Raw genomic sequence first — 20,067 nt, 5'->3', positions numbered from 1 at the left:
AGAGCAGTCCACCCATGCCGCGTAGCAATCCCAAGCTGATCCTCGTCCATGAGCCCGAGAAGGCTTGTTTCGACCGGCTGGTCGCGGACGGCCATGCGCCGGATCGCGCCGCCGAGATATCGTCCTACCTGGCGCAGTCGACCGATCTCGCGCCCGATTTCGATTCGCTGGCCGTCGCCTGCGACAAACGCGGCCTCGCCTTCGTACCGGTGGAACTGGATGCCGCCGCAAACGCGCTCGCCGGGGCTGACCCAAACGTCACGCTGGTCTGGACGCTGACCGACGGCATCGCCTATTTCCGTGGCGGTGCGGCCCCTGCGCTCGCCCGCCTCAACGGCCTGCGCACCATCGGCGCCGACGATTCGCTGTTCGCGCTTTGCCAGGACAAGTTCCGCTGCGGCGCCGTGCTTGGCGCTCTCGGTCTTCCGGCGCCGCAAGCAGGCCTTGCCCGCCGCGGCGAATGGCTTGTCGAGCCGCCGCCGTCGCCTGCCGGTTGGTTCGTGAAACCCAACCGGCTCGGCGCCAAGATCGGCATCTGGCCGGATTCCCGCGTCAGCGATCTCGGCCATGTGTTGGAGCTTAGCCGGCGTGTCTTTTCCCATTATCGCGACGACGTCGTCGTCCAGCCCTATGTCGCCGGCAGCAACGTGCGCGCGAGCTTCCTCGGGTTGAAACCCGAAACCGGCGTCGAGGCTTTGGGCATCTTCTTCGTCGACTCCGGCGGCGACTTTCAGACCATGGCCGACTCGATGGCGCTCTACGGCGAAACCGGCCAGGCCGCGAAGGATGCGGGCACCTATGCCGAGCCGGAACTCGAGCCGGTCGGCTCGAGCCAGCCGGCGGCCGACCGGAAAATCCGCGCCATTGCGCAAAAACTGATAAGCGGTCTTGGCCTTCGGGATGTCTTTTCCGTCGATTTCAGGGTCGAGGCCGACGACACCGTGCATCTCATCGAGTTCGAGGTGTGCCCCGGCCTGCCCTGTTTCGATTTTCGCGACTATTGCCGCAGGCAGTGGGGCCTGAGCCTCGCCGATGCGATGGCGGAGACGGCCGCCAACAGGCTCTTTGGTTGAGACAGGCTCTCGGCGCGATAGCCGCGCCTTGACGCTTGATTCATCGCCTCTACTGTCGCGGCTGTGTCAACGAGAGCCGCGCAATGAACACAACGCCCGTCAGCGTTCAAAGTCTCCACCATCATTTGAAGCGCATGAGCGGCCGCGACCCGCATGAGGAGCATCGCGTCGCCACGCCGCTCGAGCTGCTCTTCGACCTGACTTTCGTCACCGCTTTCGGCCTCGCCGCCTCGCAGCTGGCGCATGCCCTGGCCGAGGGCCATTATGCAGCCGGGCTGCTCGGCTTCGGCTTCGCCAGCTTCGCCATCTGTTGGGCCTGGATCAATTTCTCCTGGTTCTCCTCGGCCTATGACACCGACGACTGGGTCTTCCGCCTCATCACCATGGTGCAGATGATCGGTGTGCTGGTGCTGGCCATCGGCCTGCCGCGCATGTTCGCCTCGATCGAGCATGGTGAGCATCTCGACAATTCCGTCATGGTGCTGGGCTACGTCATCATGCGCGTCGCCATGATCTTCCAGTGGCTGCGCGCGGCCAGGCAGGATCCGGCGCGGCGCGACATCTGCCTCACCTATGTCACGGCCATCGCCATCGCCCAGGTCGGCTGGGTGGTGCAGATCCTGGTCGATTTCTCGATCGAGACCAGCGCCGTGCTTGCAATCATCCTGCTGCTGGTCGAGCTTGCCGGGCCCGTGCTCGCCGAGCGCAGGAATGGCGGCACGCCCTGGCACGCGCATCACATGGCCGAACGCTACAGCCTGTTCGCCATCATCGCGCTCGGCGAAGGGGTTGTCGGCACGTTGGCTTCGTTGTCGGCCGTCGTCGAGGAGCAGGGCTGGAACCTCGATGCCGCGCTTGTCGGCGTCGCCGGCACCGGTCTCACCTTCGGCATGTGGTGGTGCTACTACATGCTGCCGTCGGCACCGGTCCTGCATACGCACCGCGACCGCTCATTCGTCTGGGGCTACGGCCAGATGCTGATCGTGGCCGCGATCGTCGCCACCGGCGCCGGCCTGCATGTCGCGGCCTATTTCCTCGAGCACAAGGCCCATATCGGTCCGCTGGCGACGCTGCTCTCAACCGCGATCCCGCTCGCCATCTTCCTCGGCATGATCTATGCGCTCTACTATTATCTCGTGCGGCGCTTCGACCCGTTCCACATCTGGCTGCTGCTGGCCACGGCGGCGGTCGTGGCACTTGCCGTCGCCGCCGCCATTGCCGGCGTGGACATGGCGGTGTGCCTGATCATTCTGACGCTGGCGCCGGCGGTCACCGTCGTCGGCTACGAGATCCATGGCCACCGGCATGAGGCGGAATCGCTCGCCATCGACGAGCGGCACACGCTGCACTGACGGGTTTTCGAGGCTGGTCAGATGCCTTCGACCAGAACGATCTCGCCGTCGGCCACTTTCTGGCGGATCGCGACGGCGCGCTGGTATTCCGGCGAGTGGTAGCAGTCATGCGCCGCCGCCAGCGATTCGAACTCGATGATCACGTTGCGGGCGCGGCCCGGCCCTTCGGCCTTTTCATGCTCGCCGCCGCGCGCCAGAAATTTCGCGCCGAAGCGGTCGAAGGCGAGCTTCGCGGCGGCGACATAGTCCTTGTAGCCCTCGGCGTCGCGCACATCGACACGGGCGATCCAATATCCCTTCGGCATTCTTTTTCTCCTGTCTGTTTTCGCGAACGAGGACCAGTTCCGAAAGTCGCTCCGGTGAGGCAGCTGGTGGTGCTTTCGAGAACCGGCCTTCGCCGTAGCCTTCATGGAACGGAGACTTATGAGGGCTTCGGCCGGCGAAGGCCGGAGCGGAGCGTACTTAAAGTACGTGAGCACCGGAAGCGCAGAAAACGCCGCCAGATGACCGCCGGAGTAGAGTTTCGAAACTGGTCCTCAGGCCGACTGCATTTCGGCGAGTATCGCTTCGGCTGCCGCGCGCCGGTCCGGCGCCGCGACGATCGGCCGGCCGACGACCAGGTGGCTGGCGCCGTTGCGGATCGCCTGCGCCGGCGTCACCACGCGTTTCTGGTCGCCATGGTCGCTGCCCGCCGGCCGGATGCCCGGCGTCACCACCGCCATGTCGGGTCCGACGATCCGTCGCACCGCCTCGGCCTCCTCGGCCGAGCAGACGATGCCGCCCATGCCGGTGTGCAGCGCCTGTTCGGAGCGTCTGAGCACCAGCGTGTGCGGGTCGTATTCATAGCCGGCGTCGATCATGTCCTGCTCGTCCATCGAGGTGAGCACGCTGACCGCCAGCAGGCAAAGCTCGCTTCCCCTGGCCGCGTCCACGGCGGCCCGCATGGCCTTCGGATAGGAATGGATGGTGAGCATCGTCATGCCCATCCTGACGATGTTCTCGACCCCTTTGGCCACCGTGTTGTCGATGTCGAGCAGTTTCATGTCGAGGAACACCTTGGTGCCGCCGCTGGCCAGTTCCCGCGCGAAGTCCAATCCGCCGGCGAAGGCGAGCTGGTAGCCGATCTTGTAGAAGGAAACGGCGCCTTCGAGCTCGCGCACCGCCTTCTCGGCCTCCTTCAGCGTCGGCAGGTCGAGCCCGACGATCAGCCGCTCCCGCATTGCATCGGCCTCCGCGAAATTGATCACGCCTCGATCCGGGTGGACAGCATGCGCGAGGTTTCGATCAGTGTACGGCATAGGCGCTCCATCGATTGGTGTAGTCTGGCGTCCTTGAACTGTCCGTCCTCGGCGAACGCCGTGTCGGCCTCGGAGACCGAGCATTCCGGCGTGATCACCTCCATCTGGCAACGCACCAGCACCGCGCGCAGATGATTGATGCAGCGTATGCCGGCGAATTTGCCCTCCGACGACGAGCAGAGTCCGACCGGCTTGCCGGCAAACGGTCTGTACGCGCGGCTGCCGTCGCGCCGTATCCGGCTCACCCAGTCGATGCTGTTCTTGAGCAGGGGCGGGATCGAGCCGTTATATTCGGGCGTCGCGATCAGCAAGCCGTCATGGGCGGCGATCTGGCGGCCGAGCTTGACCGCGTTCTCGGGGATGCCTTTTTCCTTTTCCAGGTCCTCGTCCATGATCGGCAGCGGATAATCGCCAAGCGAGATGCGCGTCACCTCGGCGCCTTGCATGGCGAGTTCCTTCTGCGCCGCATCGGCGGTCCGGCCGCTGAAGGCGCCGGTCCGGACCGAGCCGGCGAAGACGAGGATTCTTGGGATCACGGGCATTGCTTCGCAAAAGGCAGTAGGCAGTAGGGGATAGGCATTAGGAGAGTGGTTTCCTGACTATTCCCTACCGCCTTATCCCTCCCTTCGGTAGATCCAAAGCTGCGTCGGCGGGATGTTGCGGATGATGAAATCGAAATGCTTGACCGTGTAGTTGCCGCGGCCGGGCGGGATCGGCGACAGCGGGCCGTAGGTCAGCTGCACGATCGGCCTGCCGGCGGGAATGCGGGCGAGCAGGCTTTCGATATAGGCGATGCGCTGGGCGACCGGGAAGTTGAGCAGCGGCACGCCGGAAACGACCGAATCGAACACCATGTCGCGCTTGTCGCCGAGCGTGGCATTGAGATTGAAGGCGTCGCCCTCGATCACGTTGACGCCGGGATAGAGCCCGCGCAGATGGCGCACGAAGTCGGTCGAATATTCGACCGCGTAGAGGTTTTCGGGCTTCACGCCCTGGGCCAGGATGGCGCGGGTGATGACCCCGGTGCCGGGCCCGACCTCGAGCACCGGCAGGCCCGATCTCGGATTGACGATCGACGCCATCTTGCGGGCGGTGATGGAACTGGTGGGAACGATCGAGCCGACGGTTTTCGGCTTGTCGATCCAGCCTTTGAAGAACTTCAGCTCGTCGTCGAATTTTTCCGCCAGCGCTTTGCGCAACCCGGGACTACGTGCCATGCGAGCTCTCCTCAATGCTCACCCCCCGATCCGCTACTTAGCAGTTGGGTGGAACAAGGCAAGGCGTCAACCTGGCATAAGGTGTTGACGACGCTTGGGAAGCCGAACGCAAGTCGCTCAAAAGCGCGAAGCGGTTTGGGACAACGACTTGCGTCAAAAAGACCTCAGCCTTCGCCGAACGACTCGAAGAAGTCCTTCATGCGGGCGAAAAAGCCGCTCGACTGGGGCGAATTGTCCTTCGAGGAGAGTTGCTCGAACTCTTCCAGCAATTCGCGCTGGCGGCGCGTCAGGTTCTGCGGCGTCTCGACCGCCGTCTGGATATAGAGGTCGCCGACATTGGGCTGGCGCAGCACCGGCATGCCCTTGCCCTTCAAGCGGAACTGGCGCCCGTTCTGGGTGCCTTCCGTCACCTTGACCTTGGTCTGCGTGCCATCGAGCGTGGTGACCTCGAAGGAGCCGCCAAGCGCTGCCGTCGTCATCGAGATCGGCACCTTGCAATAAAGATCGGCGCCGTCGCGCTGGAAGAATTCGTGCGGCTTGACCGCCAGGAAGATGTAGAGGTCGCCGGACGGTCCGCCGCGCAGGCCGGCTTCGCCCTCATTGGCCAGCCGGATGCGGGTGCCGTCCTCGATGCCGGCCGGGATGTTGACCGACAGCGAGCGCTCCTCGGTGACGCGGCCCTGTCCGGCGCATTTCGGGCAGGGATCCTTGATCGTCTGGCCGCGGCCCTGGCATTGCGGGCAGGTGCGTTCGATCGAGAAGAAGCCTTGTGTGGCGCGCACCTTGCCGTGGCCGTGGCACATCGAGCAGGTCACCGGCTGCGTGCCGGGCTTGGCGCCGCTGCCGGAGCATTCCGAGCACGAGATCGAAGCCGGCACGCGGATCTGCGCCGTCTTGCCGGCAAAGGCTTCTTCCAGCGTGATTTCCATGTTGTAGCGCAGGTCGGCGCCGCGTTCGCGGCCGCCGGAGGAGCGGCGCTGGCGGCCGCCCATCATGTCGCCGAAAATATCCTCGAAGATGTCGGCGAAGCCGCCGGCGCCGAAACCGTGTGCTGCGCCGTTCATGCCGCCCTGCTCGAAGGCGGCGTGGCCGAAACGGTCATAGGCGGCGCGCTTCTGCGGGTCCTTCAGCGTCTCGTAGGCTTCGTTGATTTCCTTGAACTTGTGCTCGCAGGCACCGTCACCCGGGTTGCGGTCGGGATGGAACTGCATGGCGAGCTTACGGAAAGCGCTCTTGAGTTCCTTGTCGTCGGCGCCTTTTTGCACGCCCAGCGTTTCGTAGAAATCAGCTTTCATTTTTTCCCGCTGTCCGGATGCTCAATGTCTTCAAGCATTGTTGGCGACGTTTGCCGGCACGTTCTTGGATTTAGGAGCGATGTTTCCCGGATGCTAGTACCAAGCCGGCGCCACTCCGGGTTTTTCCGTCACATTTTCAGGCAGGTCCGCACTTTTTCAACGAAGGTTGCAAAAAAGCCCGGCCTTGCGCCGGGCTTTTGCACTTATTCGCCGTCAGCCGGCTCAAGCCGACTTCTTCTTGTCGTCGTCTTCGTCGATTTCCTCGAAGTCGGCGTCGACCACGTCCGAATCCTTGGCGGCATCCGCCTTGGCGTCGGCTTCGGCCGCTTCCTTCTGCGAGGCCTCGTACATGGCCTGGCCGAGCTTCATCGAAGCTTCGGCAAGCGACTGCGACTTGGCCTCGATATCGGCCGGGTCGTCGCCTTCGGCCGCGGCCTTCAGCGCGGCGATGGCGTCGGCAATCGCGGTGCGGTCAGCCTCCGAGACCTTGTCGCCATAGTCCTTGAGCGACTTCTCGGAAGAATGCACCAGCGCTTCGGCCTGGTTGCGCGCCTCGACGAGGGCACGGCGCTTCTTGTCCGCGTCGGCATTGGCCTCGGCGTCCTTCACCATCTTCTCGATGTCGGCGTCGGACAGGCCGCCCGAAGCCTGGATGCGGATCTGGTGCTCCTTGCCGGTGCCCTTGTCCTTGGCCGAGACGTTGACGATGCCGTTGGCGTCGATGTCGAAGGTGACCTCGATCTGCGGCACGCCGCGCGGGGCCGGCGGGATGCCGACCAGGTCGAACTGACCGAGCATCTTGTTGTCGGCCGCCATTTCGCGCTCGCCCTGGAAGACCCGGATCGTCACCGCCGACTGCGAATCCTCGGCGGTCGAGAAGGTCTGGCTCTTCTTGGTCGGGATCGTCGTGTTGCGCTCGATCAGCCTGGTGAACACGCCACCCAGCGTCTCGATGCCCAGCGATAGCGGCGTCACGTCGAGCAGGAGCACGTCCTTGACGTCGCCCTGCAGCACGCCGGCCTGGATGGCGGCGCCGAGAGCGACGACCTCATCCGGGTTGACGCCCTTGTGCGGCTCCTTGCCGAAGAACTGCTTCACGATCTCCTGGATCTTGGGCATGCGGGTCATGCCGCCGACCAGCACCACTTCGTCGATCTCGCCGGCCTTCAGGCCGGCATCCTTGAGCGCCGCCTTGCAGGGCTCGATCGTGCGCTGCACGAGATCCTCGACCAGGCTTTCGAACTTTGCCCGGGTGAGCTTCATCGTCAGGTGCTTCGGGCCGCTGGCGTCGGCGGTGATGAAGGGCAGGTTGATCTCGGTCTGCGTCGTCGACGACAGCTCGATCTTGGCCTTTTCCGCGGCTTCCTTGAGGCGCTGCAGGGCAAGCTTGTCGTTCTTCAGGTCGATGCCCTGTTCCTTCTTGAACTCGGCCGCCAGATACTCGACGAGCCGCATGTCGAAGTCCTCGCCGCCGAGGAAGGTGTCGCCGTTGGTCGACTTCACCTCGAACACGCCATCGCCGATTTCCAGCACGGAAATATCGAAGGTGCCGCCGCCAAGGTCATAGACCGCGATGGTCTTGCCGTCCTTCTTCTCCAGGCCATAGGCGAGCGCCGCGGCCGTCGGCTCGTTGATGATGCGCAGCACCTCGAGGCCGGCGATCCTGCCGGCGTCCTTGGTCGCCTGGCGCTGGGCGTCGTTGAAATAGGCCGGAACGGTAATGACCGCCTTCTCGACCTTCTCGCCGAGATAGGCTTCCGCCGTCTCCTTCATCTTCTGCAGGATCATGGCCGAGATCTGGCTGGGCGACTGCTTCTTGCCGCCGGCCTCGACCCACGCGTCGCCATTGTCGCCCTTGACGATCTTGTAGGGGACAAGCTTCTTGTCCTTCTCCGTCACCGGGTCGTCATAGCGGCGGCCGATCAGGCGCTTGACCGCGAAGATGGTGTTTTCCGGATTGGTGACCGCCTGGCGCTTGGCCGGCTGGCCGACGAGACGTTCGCCGTCATTCGAGATGGCGACGATGGAAGGCGTCGTGCGCGCGCCCTCAGCGTTCTCGATCACCTTGGGGTCCTTGCCATCCATGATGGCGATACAGGAATTGGTGGTGCCGAGATCGATACCGATAACTTTTGCCATTGTTCTAGTCTCTCCTCTAAGCAGGCTCTCAGGACCCTTCAAAAGGCGTTCCGACGAAAGCCCCTGTTCACAAGAAATCCCATCGCGGTCCCCGCTTTTCGAGGCCGGACGGCTGGCGCGTATATAAGAACAGGCGACACAAGGCGCAAGCATTCTGCGCAAGGTGTCCGTCGTCTCGGCGCGGGCCGGAAGGCGAGCCGCCGCGCCTTGCGGCAGGACCGGCGCGAGATCGCGCTATCGCATTGTTCCGGATCGCTTTTTTGAAACAGGCGCCGTTGACGGCGCGCGGATAGGCCTTCCGGGCAGGGCACGGCTTGCCCTGGCGGGCGTGACTTTCGGTCGCGAAAGAGCCCGAAATCCGCGTTGCCGCGATGGTTTCGGAACCTGGCGACGAGATTTGAAGAGCGCCCAGCGCCCTGGCAAAAGCCCTGCCGGGCGCGTGGCCCGGCAGGGTATCCCGGGCTTAGAGCCCGTTGTCCTTGAGAATCTTGGCGGCGTTGTCCTTGGTGACCCTTTCCGTCGGCAGCGTGATGGTCTTCTCGACCTTCTCGCCGTTCAGGAACTTGATCGCCTGGCGCAGGCCCTCGGCGCCCGGCGTGACATAGGTGAAGGTCGCCGTCAGTTCGCCCTTGTTCACCATCTGCACGCCTTCGTTGGGCAGGCCGTCGATGCCGATGAACTTGATGTCCTTTTCGCGCCCGACGTCCTTGGCCGCGAGATAGGCGCCATAGGCCATCGGATCGTTGTGGCCGTAGACGAGGTCGATCTTCTCGTTGGTCTTCAGCGCGTTGGCCATGATGTTGTAGGCCTGGTCCTGCTTCCAGTCGCCCGACTGCTGGTCGAGCAGGTACTTGATGCCCGGCTCCTTGTCGGTGAATTCATGGAAGCCGTCATGGCGGTCATGCGCCGGCTGCGTTCCCATGCCGCCCCAGATCTCGACGACATTGCCGGCGGCCTTGCCCTTGCCGCCGAGGAGCTCGACGGCGTATTCGCCCGCGGCACGGCCGATCAGCGCGTTGTCTCCGCCGACGAACTGCGTGTAATCCTTGGTGTCGACATTGCGGTCGAGCACGAAGACCGGGATCTTGGCGTCGATCGCCTGCTGCACCACGCCGGTGAGCCCGGCCGATTCCTTCGGCGACACCAGCAGCGCGTCGACTTCCTGGCGGATCAGGTTCTCGACATCGGCGACCTGCTTTTCGGTCTTGTCCTCGCCGTCGGTGATGATCAGCTCGACGTCCGGATGCTTGGCGGCCTCCGCGATGATGTCCTTGTTGAACTGGGCGCGCCAGGGCTCGATGGTCGTCACCTGCGAGAAGCCGATCTTCCACTTCTTGTCCTGGGCAAAGGCATGGTTGCCGGACAAGATTGCGGTGGTCGTCAGCAGTGCCGCCGCGAAAGTGGCGAGCTTCAGCATATCACGTCGTTTCATGGTCCTGTTTCCTCCGGATTATAGAGACGAGGTCTCCTGTGACGGTCGCTTGGCCGCGGCCGTTTCCTTTTGCGCCGCCCGTCCGTTGGGCAGGCGCAGATAGCTGAGAAGGTCGCCGGCGTTGCGCTCCTGCACGAGCACGGTGCCGATGATGATCGCCCCCTTCAGCACCAGCTGAAGGTTGGAATTGATGTTGTGCAGTTGCAGGATGTTGGACAGCAGCCCGAAGATCAGCACGCCGCAGAAGGTGCCGATCAGGCTGCCGCGTCCGCCCATCAGGCTGGTGCCGCCGATGACCACGGCGGCGATGGCGTCGAGCTCGAGCCCCGCGCCGGCATCGGGCTTGCCTTGCCGGTACTGCGCCACGTAGAGCACCGCCGCGATGCCGGCGAGCAGGCCGGACACCGCATAGGTGGCGATCTTGACGCGCCCCGCGGCGATGCCCGAAAGCCGCGCCGCCTCCTCATTGCCGCCGATGGCGTAGACATAGCGGCCGAAGGGCGTGAAGCGCAGCACCGCGCCGTAGATCACGATCGCGCCGAGGAAGAACAGGCCCGGCATCGGCACGACGCCGAACACCAGCGAGCGCAGGATCTCGAATTCGGCGGTGGCGTTGGAACCGGTATAGACCGGCAGCACCGCATTGTTCTGGCCGGCGGTCAGCCTGGCGATGCCGAGCGCGGTCACCATCATCGCCAGCGTGACGATGAAGGGCTGCAGCCGCCCGGCGACGATGATGAAGCCGTTGATGGTGCCGAACAGAAGGCCGACGCAAGGCGCCACCAGAAGCACGCCGAGTACACCGAACTTGGTCTCGACCTGCGGCAGCAGGTACCACAGCGAAAGGCAGCATAGGATGACGCCGACCACGCCCGGGATGACCAGCCCGCGCGCCTTGTCCAGCCGCACCTCGCGGCCGGCTTCGGCGCCGGCGCGGGATTTCTCGATGTTGAGCAGGATGAAGCGGGTGACGAGCGCGCCGAGGCACAAGGCGACCAGCGCCGTTGTCGGCACGCCGAGCGCCGCCGACGGCGTGACGCCCGGCACCGTCAGCAGCATGGCGCAGACGACCGAGCAGATCGCCATCAGCGAGCCGACGGAAAGATCGATGCCGCCGGTCAGGATCACCGCCGTCATGCCGGTGGCGATGAGGCCGGTGGTCGACACCTGGCGCAGCACGTCGAGCAGGTTGCCGTAGGACAAAAAGATGTTGTTGCCCTTGGAGCTGATCGGCGAGCCGAACACGCCGATCAGGAAGATGGCGATCAGCCCCCAGTAAAGCTTGGTGCGGGAGAGAAGGCTGATGAGGTTCATGCGGCGGATCTCGCTGTGCGTCTCGGCGCGGCGAGCCGCATGATAGCTTCCTCGCTGGCTTCGGCGCGGGACAGGATGCCGCGCTGGCGGCCTTCCGCCATAACCAGGATGCGATCGGCGAGATGCAGAAGCTCCGGCAGTTCGGAGCTGATCACGGCAATCGCCAAACCGTCGCCGGCGAGCTTGAAGATGAGGTCGTAGATTTCGCGCTTGGCGCCGACATCGATGCCGCGCGTCGGCTCGTCGAGCAGAAGCACGCGCGGCCGCGTCGCCAGCCATTTGCCGATCACCACCTTCTGCTGGTTGCCGCCCGACAGCGTGCCGGCGGCCTGCTCGATGCTTTCGCAGCGTATGCCGAGCGCCCTGACCGCCTCTCGCGCAAGGCCTTGCTCGCCTGAGCGCGAGCGCAGGCCAAAGCGCGCCAGCGCGCCGACCAGAGGCAGGGCGACATTGTCGGTGATCGAGGCTTGGAGATGCAGGCCTTGCGTCTTGCGGTCCTCGGTCACCAGGGCGATGCCGAGCCGTCGGGCCTCGCGCGGCGAGCCGATCTCGACCGGCGCGCCGTCGAGCTGGATCTCGCCGCCGGTGCGGCCGCCGCTGGAGCCGAAGATCGCTTCCAGGATTTCGGTGCGGCCGGAACCCAGCAGCCCGCCGATGCCGAGGATCTCGCCCGCCGAAAGGTCGAAGCTCACGCCCTCGATCACCGTGCGCCAGCCATGCCGGTCGGGCTTCGACAGCGACAGGTCCCTGACCGAGAGCACCACCTTGTCGCCGGTGCCGCGCTCATGATCGGAGGAAGCGAGGAGGTCGCGGCCGACCATGGCCGAGATGATGGCGTCTTCGCCTAGTCCCGCCATGTCCTCGGTCAGCACATGGCGCCCGTCGCGCAGCACCGTCACCCGGCTTGCCAGATGCATCACCTCGTCGATGCGGTGCGAGATATAGACGATCGCGACGCCGCTTGCCGCAAGCTGGCCGATGATGCGGAACAGTCTCTCGCACTCGGCCGGCGACAGCGCCGAGGTCGGCTCGTCCATGATCAGGATGCGCGCCGATTTCGACAGCGCCTTGGCGATCTCCACCAGTTGCTGCTCGCCGACCCTGAGCGTGCCGACCCGCGCTTCCGGATCGAGCTCGATGCCCAGCCGCTGCAGCAGCGCGCTGGCGGCGCGGCTGCTCGCCTTGCGGTCGACGACCAGCCCGGCGATCAGCTTTTCGCGGCCGAGGAAGATGTTGTCGGCGACGCTGAGCTCGGGAACGAGGTTGAGCTCCTGGTGGATGATGGCGATGCCCGCATCCTCGGCGTCGCGGACGCCGGTGAAACGCACCGCCTGACCGTCGATCGCCACGGCGCCTTCGTAATCGGTATAGACGCCCGAGAGGATCTTCATCAGCGTCGACTTGCCGGCGCCGTTCTCGCCCATCAGCGCATGCACCTCGCCGGGCCTGAGGTCCAGGCTCACATCGGACAGCGCGGCGATGCCGCCAAATCGCTTGGAAATGCCGGTCGCGCTCAGGACGACGGCGGGACCGTCGGCGGCCGCAATGCCAGTCGTGATGGAATCAGCGCGCTGCATGGCAAAAGGACGGCCTCCCTCCGTCGTCTTCGACTGCCCGAACGCTAATCTAAACGTTTCGAATGTGTCAAGCGCCTATCTCCTCACTGAGGATTGATGCATTTCAATTCTTGCGAAAAACACCGGGTTTACGTAGGTTTAGCCAAATAAGGGTGGCTAAACGTTTCGAAAATGACGGTGTCAGGGCGGAAAAACCAGCGGAAATCCACGGCGCCGACCATGTTGCATGTGGCGGAGGCGGCGCGTGTGTCCGTGGCCACCGTGTCGGCATTGCTGAACGGCACCGCCACCGTCAGTCCGGAGCTTACCCAGCGCATCGAGCAGGCGATCCGCGACATCGGCTACAAGCGCAACGCCATTGCCCGCAGCCTCAAGATGGGCACCACGCGGACCATCGGGCTCACCGTGCCGCACATCACCAACCCGTTCTTCACCGATGTCGTCTCGGTCATCCAGCAGGCGTTCGACCGCGCCGGCTATGCCGTCATGCTGTGCTGCACGGACGAGGATTTGAACACGCAGGACGAGCAGATACGCCTGCTGCTCGACCGCATGGTCGACGGGCTGATCGTGGCCCGCGTCGGCGACGGCGGCATTTTGAAGAGCATCGTCGAGGACGCCAATGTGCCGGTGGTGCTGCTCGACCGTCTCTGCGAAGGCGTCGACACCGATGCGGTGGTGCTGGACAACCAGCGCGCCGTGTTCGACGCCGTCACCTATCTTATCCATCTTGGCCACCGGCGCATCGGCTACATCACCGGCACCTCCGACATATCCCCCATGCATGACCGCATGATCGGCTACCGCGAGGCGCTGCAGGCCGCCGGCCTGCCGGTGGCCGAGGAGCTCGTGCGCTCCGGCAATTTCCACGAGATCGACGGCTACAACGCGACCATGCAGCTCTTGTCGCTGCACGACCGGCCAAGCGCGATCTTCTCGGCCAACAACCCGATGGTGATCGGCACCATGAAGGCGATCCGCGACATCGGCCTCAGCTGCCCCGAGGACATCTCGGTCGCCTGCTTCGACGATTTTCCCTGGTCGGACGTGTTCGTGCCGCAGCTGACCACCGTGGCGCAGCCCGTGCAGGCGATCGGCGAGCAGGCGGCGAACCTTCTGCTCGACCGGCTGGCCGGCAATCGCGACGCGCCGCCGCGCAAGCTCGTCCTCAAGGGCCGGCTGATGATCCGCAATTCCTGTCGGCCGCTGGGAGCGGTCGCGCAGACCGTCAGCGCGTAAATCCGAAGGCGGTCTCGCAAAGCAGCTGCAGCCTGGGGAAGATGTGTTTGCCGCCGGTGATCACGCGGGTGCCTTTGCCGATCACGGTCTTGGGGTCCGCTTTCAGCACCGTGCCGCCGGCCTCCTCGACCAGCAGCATGCCGGCCAGGCAATCCCAGGCATTCATGTGCTCCTCGATATAGCCGATCAGCCGGCCGGACGCCGCATAGGCAAGCATCAGCGCTCCAGAAGCATTGCGGTAGAAGACGCCGCCTTCGCCCATGATCAGGCCGATGAGCACGACGACATTCGTGGTCGAAACGCGGTTGGAAAGCCCGGTGCCGACGGCGCCCTCGGAAAGCGACGCCGCATTGCTGGCCTTGATCGGCTTGCCATTGAGGAAGGCGCCGCCGCCGAGGCGGCCGTAGAAGGTCTCGTCGGTCGAAGGCTCATGGATGACGCCGACCTCCGTCTCGCCATTCCTGGCGCAGGCGATCACCACGCACCAGGCGGGAATGCCGCGCACGAAATTGGCGGTGCCGTCGATCGGGTCGATCACCCAGACATGACCGGTTGTTCCGGCCACGGCCGCGTGCTCCTCGCCGACGATGCCGTCTTGCGGATAGGCCTCGGCGATTGCCGCGCGGATGAACAGCTCGACCTCGCGGTCGCCTTCGGAAACCAGGTCCTGATGGCCCTTGCTCTCGACGGTCAAATTGTCGAGGTCGCGAAAATATTTGAGGCCCAGCTCGCCGGCGCGCCGCGCCAGGTCGATGGCAAAATGCATGCGGTCGTCGAGGTCGTGGGTCACGGGGGAACTCTTTGTTGAGGAAAAGCCGTCCGCGCCCTTAGCAGACCGGTGTGTCATTCAAAAGCGGCCCTCTCAGGCCGCCTTCGACATCGATTTGTGCACGTCGGCGAGGATCTCGAAGGAACGCACGCGCGCCGCGTGATCGAAGCACTGCGCCGTCACCATCAATTCGTCGGCGCCGGTGCGGCCTATGAAGGCGTCGATGCCCTGGCGCACCGTTTCCGGCGAACCGACGACGGCGCAGGACAGCGCCTGGGCAAGCATGGTCTTCGCGACGGAATCGAGATCGCGGTCGTAATTCTCGACCGGCGGCGGCAACTGGCCGGGCCGGCCGCTGCGCAGATTGACGAAGGCCTGCTGCAGCGAGCTGAACAGAAGCTTCGCTTCGGCGTCGGTCGGCGCGGCAAAGACGTTGAGGCCGAGCATGACATAGGGCTTGTCGAGCTGCGCCGAGGGCTGGAACCGCGTGCGATAAACCTCCAGCGCATGGTCGAGCTCGGCCGGCGCGAAATGCGAGGCGAAGGCGTAAGGCAGGCCGAGAAGTGCCGCGAGCTGCGCGCCATAGAGGCTGGAGCCGAGGATCCAGACCGGTACGGTCTGGCCTTCGCCGGGCACCGCGCGGATGCGCTGGCCTTCCTCGGCCGGCTGGAAATAGCCCATCAGCTCGACCACGTCCTGCGGGAAGTTATCGGTGGACTCCAGGTTGCGGCGCAGCGCTCGCGCGGTCAGCATGTCGGTGCCCGGCGCGCGGCCGAGACCGAGGTCGATGCGGCCGGGAAAAAGCGCGGCCAGCGTGCCGAACTGCTCGGCGATCACCAGTGGCGCATGGTTGGGCAGCATGATGCCGCCGGCGCCGACGCGGATCGACTTGGTGCCGCCGGCGACATGCGCGATCACGACGGACGTCGCGGCGCTCGCAATGCCCGGCATGTTGTGGTGCTCGGCCAGCCAGTAACGCTTGTAGCCCAGGCGCTCGGCATGGCGGGCAAGGTCGAGCGAATTGGCGAGCGACTGCGTTGCGGTGCTGCCTTGCGTGATCGGCGACAGGTCGAGAACCGAAAGGTCCGTCATTGGTCAGGTCTCCACGATGCGTTTTTCCCGCAGCCTTGTCTCGAAGGCGGCGCGGTCGGGAATGACGATGGCGAGCTGGTTCTCCAGCACGTCGGCGAGTTCGGCGGCCATCGCGATTTCGCGCTGCTCGCTGCGGCCGCCGGCATGATGCGTCGACAGCCGGTTGTTGCGCAGCGCATAGCGCCGGTCGGGCAAGGCGAGCGCGGCCACCAGCGTCGTCAGGAAATGCGAGCTCGGATGCGTCGACAGGAAATGGCTGGCGACCCGGTAATCGACCTCATAGGCTTGGCTCATGTCGAAGCGGTAGAGCGTACGCCAATCACCGCCAATGCCTGCTTGCAGGCGCAGATGGTCGCCGGTTTCGACAACGCGGAAGGCCTCGTGCGGCGTCTGCTGTTCGAGGCCCGGCTCCAGCAGCAACGGCGCCGTCAGCGTCAGGCCGCCGAAGCCGACATCGGCGATATAGGCACGGCCGCCAAGCTCGATGCGCAGCAGCATATGGCTGCGCGCCGTAATGGCGTCATCAGGCTGGCCCCAGAGCACGCGGGCGGCAAGTCCGCTGACCGTGAACCCCAGCGCGTCAAGCGCATGCATGAAGATCAGATTGTGCTCGAAGCAATAGCCGCCGCGGCCCCGGCTAAAAATCTTGTCCTGCAGCGAAGCGACGTCGAGGCCGACGGAAACGCCCATCAAGGCGTCGATGTTCTCGAACGGAATCGCCCGCGGGTGGATTGCGTGCAGCGCCTGCAGCGTGGCGAGCGAAACGTCGGTTGGCCCGTCATAACCTATGCGGGCGAAATAGCCATCGAGATCGAAGTCGCTCATTCAGGGGACAGGTCCGGCTTGACCGGTCCGATATAGGCACTCGCCGGCGGTGCCGCAAACAATGTGCGAGGTTTGAGATTGTGCCAAGGTTTCAGGGCGCGGATTTATGATTGTTCTCGGTCGCTTCCTCGTCCACGGCCATGGACTGCTGCGCCGCGAGGAAGTTGCCGACATGGCTCAAGCCCTCGAAATGGTCGCAGAAGACCTTGATGACGACCAGCAACGGCACCGCCATCAGCGCGCCGACGAAGCCCCATAGCCATGACCAGAAGGCGATGGCGATTAAGATCGCCACCGCGTTGATCTCAAGGCGGCGGCCGACCACCGTCGGCGTCACGAACTGGCCTTCGACGATATCGCACAACACCACGAAAGCCGGCGGCAGCAGCGCATAGGCGATCGTGTCGAAGCTGATCAACGCGATGATGGCGACGAGCAGGACGGTCATCAGCGCGCCGACATAGGGCAGGAAATTGAGCAGCGCCGCCGCCGCGCCCCACACCAGCGGGGTGGGCATGCCGAGCCCCCAGAGGCCCAGCCCGATTGTCGTGCCGAGGCCGGCATTGATCAGGGCAACGGTAAGCAGATAGTGCGAGATTTCGTGCTCGACGTCATAGACCACGCGCAGCGCCCGCTTCTTCTGGGTCATGCTGGTGAAGGACTGCACGATCTTCTCGTAGAACAGCGTGCCCGAGGCGAGCAGGAACAGCGACAGCACGAAGACGATGGTGATCGAGGTGCCGGCTTCCAGGATATTGCTGGCCGCCGTGGACAGAACGCCGGAAGGCGCCACCGCGACCCGCTGCACGCCTGGCTCCTGCGAAGTCTCGGTCAGCGCTTCGAGCTGATGCGCGAGATCCATCACCCGTTCGAGCGGCCGCTTGAACGGTGCCAGCCGCTCGGTGAGCTGCTGGCCGATCGAATAGGAGTTGTTGATGAGGTCGATGACCGGACCGCTGAGCAGATAGCCCGCGACGACGAAAACAAAGATGGAAAGCAGCACCAGCAGCGTCGCCGAAACCACCTCCGGTACGCCGTGCTTGCGCAGGAAGCGCACGATCGGCGTCAGCGTCAGCGCCAGCAGGAAGGCGAGGATCACCGGCATGAAGAAGTCACGGGCGAAGTAGAGCGCTGCGATCGTCAGCAGAATGAAAATCCCGATCACCAGCGACCGCGTCAAGCGCATGTCCGCCCGGGCGTTGGCACGCGGATCAGGGCTTTCGGCAACGCTCGCGCCCGAAGCAATCGGTTCGGTTTTCATCGGTTCCCCTTGCAGCCCGTCACCCAAACAATGAATGCATGGCAGGCTTCTGCGCGAAACGCGGGAGTTCCGGGCAAGGTTCCATGAGCCGGCTTTCCCCGGCATCGCTCATGCGGTCGCGCTATTACATGACGTGTAATTGAGCCGCCGCGCCGGCCTGGCCTAATACGGGGCAGGCTTTCGCGACGACAGATCGAGCCGCAAACCGTCGCCGCCCAGGAACCGCGTGTCGAGTGCATGTTCCCGGCCGATGAGGCAACCGAGACGCTCCATGCCGAAGTGATGGCCGTCGGCGCCGGGCATCCAGAGGCCTAGCGCGCTTCACCGTTTCACGGAAACGGCGAACCGCTCTATCTCTTTGTTTCTACGCAATTCCGGACGGAAAACCGCTCACACGTTTCCTGGAATTGCTCTAGCATCTGGAGACCGGCTTCGACTGCCGCTCAGGCGACCGGCGCCAAGATGGCGGGCGCGGCCTTGGCCGTTTCCTTGCGCACGATCGGCGCGACCTTGGTGCCGTAGAGCTCGATCGCCTTCATGATCTTGGCATGCGGCATGGTGCCGATCGCCATCTGCAGCAGGAAGCGGTCGTTGCCGAAGATCTTGTGCTGGGCGACGATCTTTTCCGCCACAGCTTCAGGATTGCCGACGAAGAGCGCGCCGTTGGGTCCGCGCGCCTGGTCGAAATGGGCGCGCGAGGTTGGGCCCCAGCCACGCTCGCGGCCGATGCGGTTCATTACTTCGGCCTGCGGTCCATAGAAGTCGTCGGCGGCCTGTTCGATCGTCTGGGCGATGAAGCCGTGCACGTTGATGCTGGTGGCAAGCGTTGCCGGGTCGGTGCCGGCGCGCCGCGCTGCCTCGCGATAGATATCGAACAGCGGCGCGAAACGCGCAGGCTCGCCGCCGATGATGGCCAGGGCCAGCGGCAGGCCGAGCACGCCGGCGCGGGCGGCGGATTGCGGCGTGCCGCCGATGGCGATCCAGACCGGTAGTTTTTCCTGTAACGGTCGCGGATAGACGCCGCGGCCGTTGATCGGCGCGCGCAGCTTGCCCTGCCACGTCACTGTCACCTGGTCGCGGATGGCGAGCAACAGGTCGAGCTTCTCGGCGAAGAGCTCGTCATAGTCCTCGAGATTGTAGCCGAACAGCGGGAAGGATTCGATGAAGGAGCCGCGCCCGGCCATGATCTCGGCGCGGCCGCCGGACAGAAGGTCGAGCGTCGCGAATTGCTGGAAGACGCGCACCGGATCGTCGGAGGAAAGCACCGTGACCGCGCTGGTCAGGCGGATGCGCTTCGTGCGCTCGGCCGCCGCGGCCAGCGCCACGACCGGAGCCGAGGCGGCATAGTCGGGGCGGTGATGCTCGCCGAGGCCGAACACGTCGAGGCCGACCTGGTCGGCCAGCTCGATTTCCTCGATGAGGTTGCGCAGCCGCTCATGCGGGCCGATCGCGCCGACACCCGGCTCCGGGTTGACATCGGCGAAAGTGTAGAGACCGAGTTCCATCTGGTTTTTATCCTGAGGTGTTCATATGGGTGTTGCTTGTCGGCACTAGAGGTAGCCATCTACCGTTCTGCCCGCCAGAGGTGCGATCTGTGAACAGTGCATCGCGCGCTGCCGAGCCGTATCCCTTCGGCAACAAGCCCGGATTTTTCATGGCTGGTATACCGTTTTGGCGCTTGAACTTGCCGCTTTCACGCGTATGTAAGCGTCGCGAATAGACTGCAGGGAAGTGCACTTGGCTATCTACAGGGAAAAAGACATTTTCGAGCGGCGCAATGCCGCGAACGAGGCAAAGAAGGCGCTGCTCGAGCGCTTCAAGGCAAAACCGGCGGCGGATGATCCGACAGTGCTGGCTCGCCAGGCCGAACGCAAGGCTATCCTTGAGGCCCGCGCCATCCGCGAGGCGGAAAAGGCAAGGCTGAAGCAGGAAAAGCTGGCGCGCGAAGCGGCGCAGAAGGCCGAGCGCGAGGCGATTGCTGAAGCGGCGCGTCTTGCGGCGGAAGCAGCGGCGGCCGAAGAGGCCAAGCGCCGCGAGGCCGAGGACTCCGAGCGCATCGCTTTCGAACTCGCCGATGAGGCCGCGCGCAAGGCCAAGCGTGACGCACGCTACGCCGCTCGCAAGGCACGCGTCGGCCGCACGCCTCCGGGCTTCTCCGCCCGCTAAAGCAATTCCAGGAAAATG

At 64.6% G+C, this 20,067-nt stretch carries 18 protein-coding genes; 4 read left to right on the top strand and 14 right to left on the bottom strand.

What is annotated here, in order from left to right; all coding sequences use genetic code 11:
• Positions 1–14 precede the first annotated feature (14 nt).
• Complete coding sequence (locus FJ414_RS05225) at positions 15–1,073, top strand: D-alanine:D-lactate ligase-like protein (protein ID WP_140641997.1); 1,059 nt, start codon at positions 15–17, stop codon at positions 1,071–1,073.
• 83 nt (positions 1,074–1,156) lie between these two features.
• Entirely contained in the window at positions 1,157–2,425 is a 1,269-nt protein-coding gene (locus FJ414_RS05220) for a low temperature requirement protein A (protein ID WP_210239638.1), read from the top strand.
• Between the two features lie 17 nt (positions 2,426–2,442).
• Here FJ414_RS05220 and FJ414_RS05215 read toward each other — a convergent pair whose 3' ends face one another.
• From FJ414_RS05215 to FJ414_RS05175, 9 genes are all read right to left on the bottom strand, one after another.
• Positions 2,443–2,730 (bottom strand): DUF1330 domain-containing protein, encoded by a 288-nt coding sequence (locus FJ414_RS05215; protein ID WP_040986451.1) that lies wholly within the window; start codon positions 2,728–2,730, stop codon positions 2,443–2,445.
• Between the two features lie 231 nt (positions 2,731–2,961).
• Positions 2,962–3,645: an orotidine-5'-phosphate decarboxylase gene (gene pyrF / locus FJ414_RS05210; RefSeq protein WP_140642081.1), complete on the bottom strand. Its 684-nt coding sequence runs from the start codon at positions 3,643–3,645 to the stop codon at positions 2,962–2,964.
• Positions 3,646–3,668: 23 nt separating this feature from the next.
• A complete protein-coding gene (locus FJ414_RS05205; RefSeq protein WP_140641995.1) occupies positions 3,669–4,265 on the bottom strand; it encodes an NADPH-dependent FMN reductase in 597 nt (198 codons plus the stop codon).
• Positions 4,266–4,337: 72 nt separating this feature from the next.
• A complete protein-coding gene (gene pmtA / locus FJ414_RS05200) occupies positions 4,338–4,940 on the bottom strand; it encodes a phospholipid N-methyltransferase PmtA (RefSeq protein WP_140641993.1) in 603 nt (200 codons plus the stop codon).
• Between the two features lie 164 nt (positions 4,941–5,104).
• Positions 5,105–6,235: a molecular chaperone DnaJ gene (dnaJ, locus tag FJ414_RS05195; protein WP_140641991.1), complete on the bottom strand. Its 1,131-nt coding sequence runs from the start codon at positions 6,233–6,235 to the stop codon at positions 5,105–5,107.
• A gap of 222 nt (positions 6,236–6,457) precedes the next feature.
• Entirely contained in the window at positions 6,458–8,374 is a 1,917-nt protein-coding gene (gene dnaK / locus FJ414_RS05190; protein WP_140641989.1) for a molecular chaperone DnaK, read from the bottom strand.
• 463 nt (positions 8,375–8,837) lie between these two features.
• Complete coding sequence (locus FJ414_RS05185) at positions 8,838–9,806, bottom strand: substrate-binding domain-containing protein (protein WP_140641987.1); 969 nt, start codon at positions 9,804–9,806, stop codon at positions 8,838–8,840.
• Positions 9,807–9,824: 18 nt separating this feature from the next.
• Positions 9,825–11,120, bottom strand: coding sequence for an ABC transporter permease (locus FJ414_RS05180; RefSeq protein ID WP_140641985.1), 1,296 nt, complete (start codon positions 11,118–11,120; stop codon positions 9,825–9,827).
• Positions 11,117–12,697 carry a sugar ABC transporter ATP-binding protein gene (locus FJ414_RS05175; RefSeq protein ID WP_140641983.1) on the bottom strand — a complete coding sequence of 527 codons (1,581 nt, stop codon included), beginning with the start codon at positions 12,695–12,697 and terminating at the stop codon, positions 11,117–11,119. The genes FJ414_RS05180 and FJ414_RS05175 overlap by 4 nt, the downstream gene beginning before the upstream one ends.
• 219 nt (positions 12,698–12,916) lie before the next feature.
• Here FJ414_RS05175 and FJ414_RS05170 point away from each other — a divergent pair, with 219 nt between their 5' ends.
• The gene (locus tag FJ414_RS05170) at positions 12,917–13,936 is read left to right on the top strand and encodes a LacI family DNA-binding transcriptional regulator (protein ID WP_140641981.1); all 1,020 of its coding nucleotides are present in this window, start codon (positions 12,917–12,919) and stop codon (positions 13,934–13,936) included.
• On the opposite strand, the gene FJ414_RS05165 is transcribed toward FJ414_RS05170, so the two are convergent.
• From FJ414_RS05165 to FJ414_RS05140, 5 genes are all read right to left on the bottom strand, one after another.
• Positions 13,926–14,726, bottom strand: coding sequence for an inositol monophosphatase family protein (locus FJ414_RS05165; RefSeq protein ID WP_140641979.1), 801 nt, complete (start codon positions 14,724–14,726; stop codon positions 13,926–13,928). The genes FJ414_RS05170 and FJ414_RS05165 overlap by 11 nt on opposite strands.
• A gap of 72 nt (positions 14,727–14,798) precedes the next feature.
• On the bottom strand, positions 14,799–15,797 hold the full coding sequence (locus FJ414_RS05160) for an LLM class flavin-dependent oxidoreductase (RefSeq protein WP_140641977.1): 999 nt from the start codon (positions 15,795–15,797) through the stop codon (positions 14,799–14,801).
• Between the two features lie 3 nt (positions 15,798–15,800).
• Complete coding sequence (locus FJ414_RS05155; RefSeq protein WP_140641974.1) at positions 15,801–16,622, bottom strand: arylamine N-acetyltransferase; 822 nt, start codon at positions 16,620–16,622, stop codon at positions 15,801–15,803.
• Positions 16,623–16,713: 91 nt separating this feature from the next.
• Positions 16,714–17,883 (bottom strand): AI-2E family transporter, encoded by a 1,170-nt coding sequence (locus tag FJ414_RS05150; RefSeq protein ID WP_140641971.1) that lies wholly within the window; start codon positions 17,881–17,883, stop codon positions 16,714–16,716.
• Positions 17,884–18,326: 443 nt separating this feature from the next.
• Complete coding sequence (locus FJ414_RS05140; protein WP_140641969.1) at positions 18,327–19,388, bottom strand: LLM class flavin-dependent oxidoreductase; 1,062 nt, start codon at positions 19,386–19,388, stop codon at positions 18,327–18,329.
• Between the two features lie 232 nt (positions 19,389–19,620).
• Here FJ414_RS05140 and FJ414_RS05135 point away from each other — a divergent pair, with 232 nt between their 5' ends.
• On the top strand, positions 19,621–20,049 hold the full coding sequence (locus FJ414_RS05135) for a DUF6481 family protein (protein WP_140641967.1): 429 nt from the start codon (positions 19,621–19,623) through the stop codon (positions 20,047–20,049).
• Positions 20,050–20,067: the final 18 nt, after the last annotated feature.

This window comes from Mesorhizobium sp. B3-1-6, assembly GCF_006439555.1.
Classification (GTDB): domain Bacteria; phylum Pseudomonadota; class Alphaproteobacteria; order Rhizobiales; family Rhizobiaceae; genus Mesorhizobium.
Note: the sequence above shows the minus strand (reverse complement) of the source record. Positions and strands in the feature narration are given on the sequence as shown.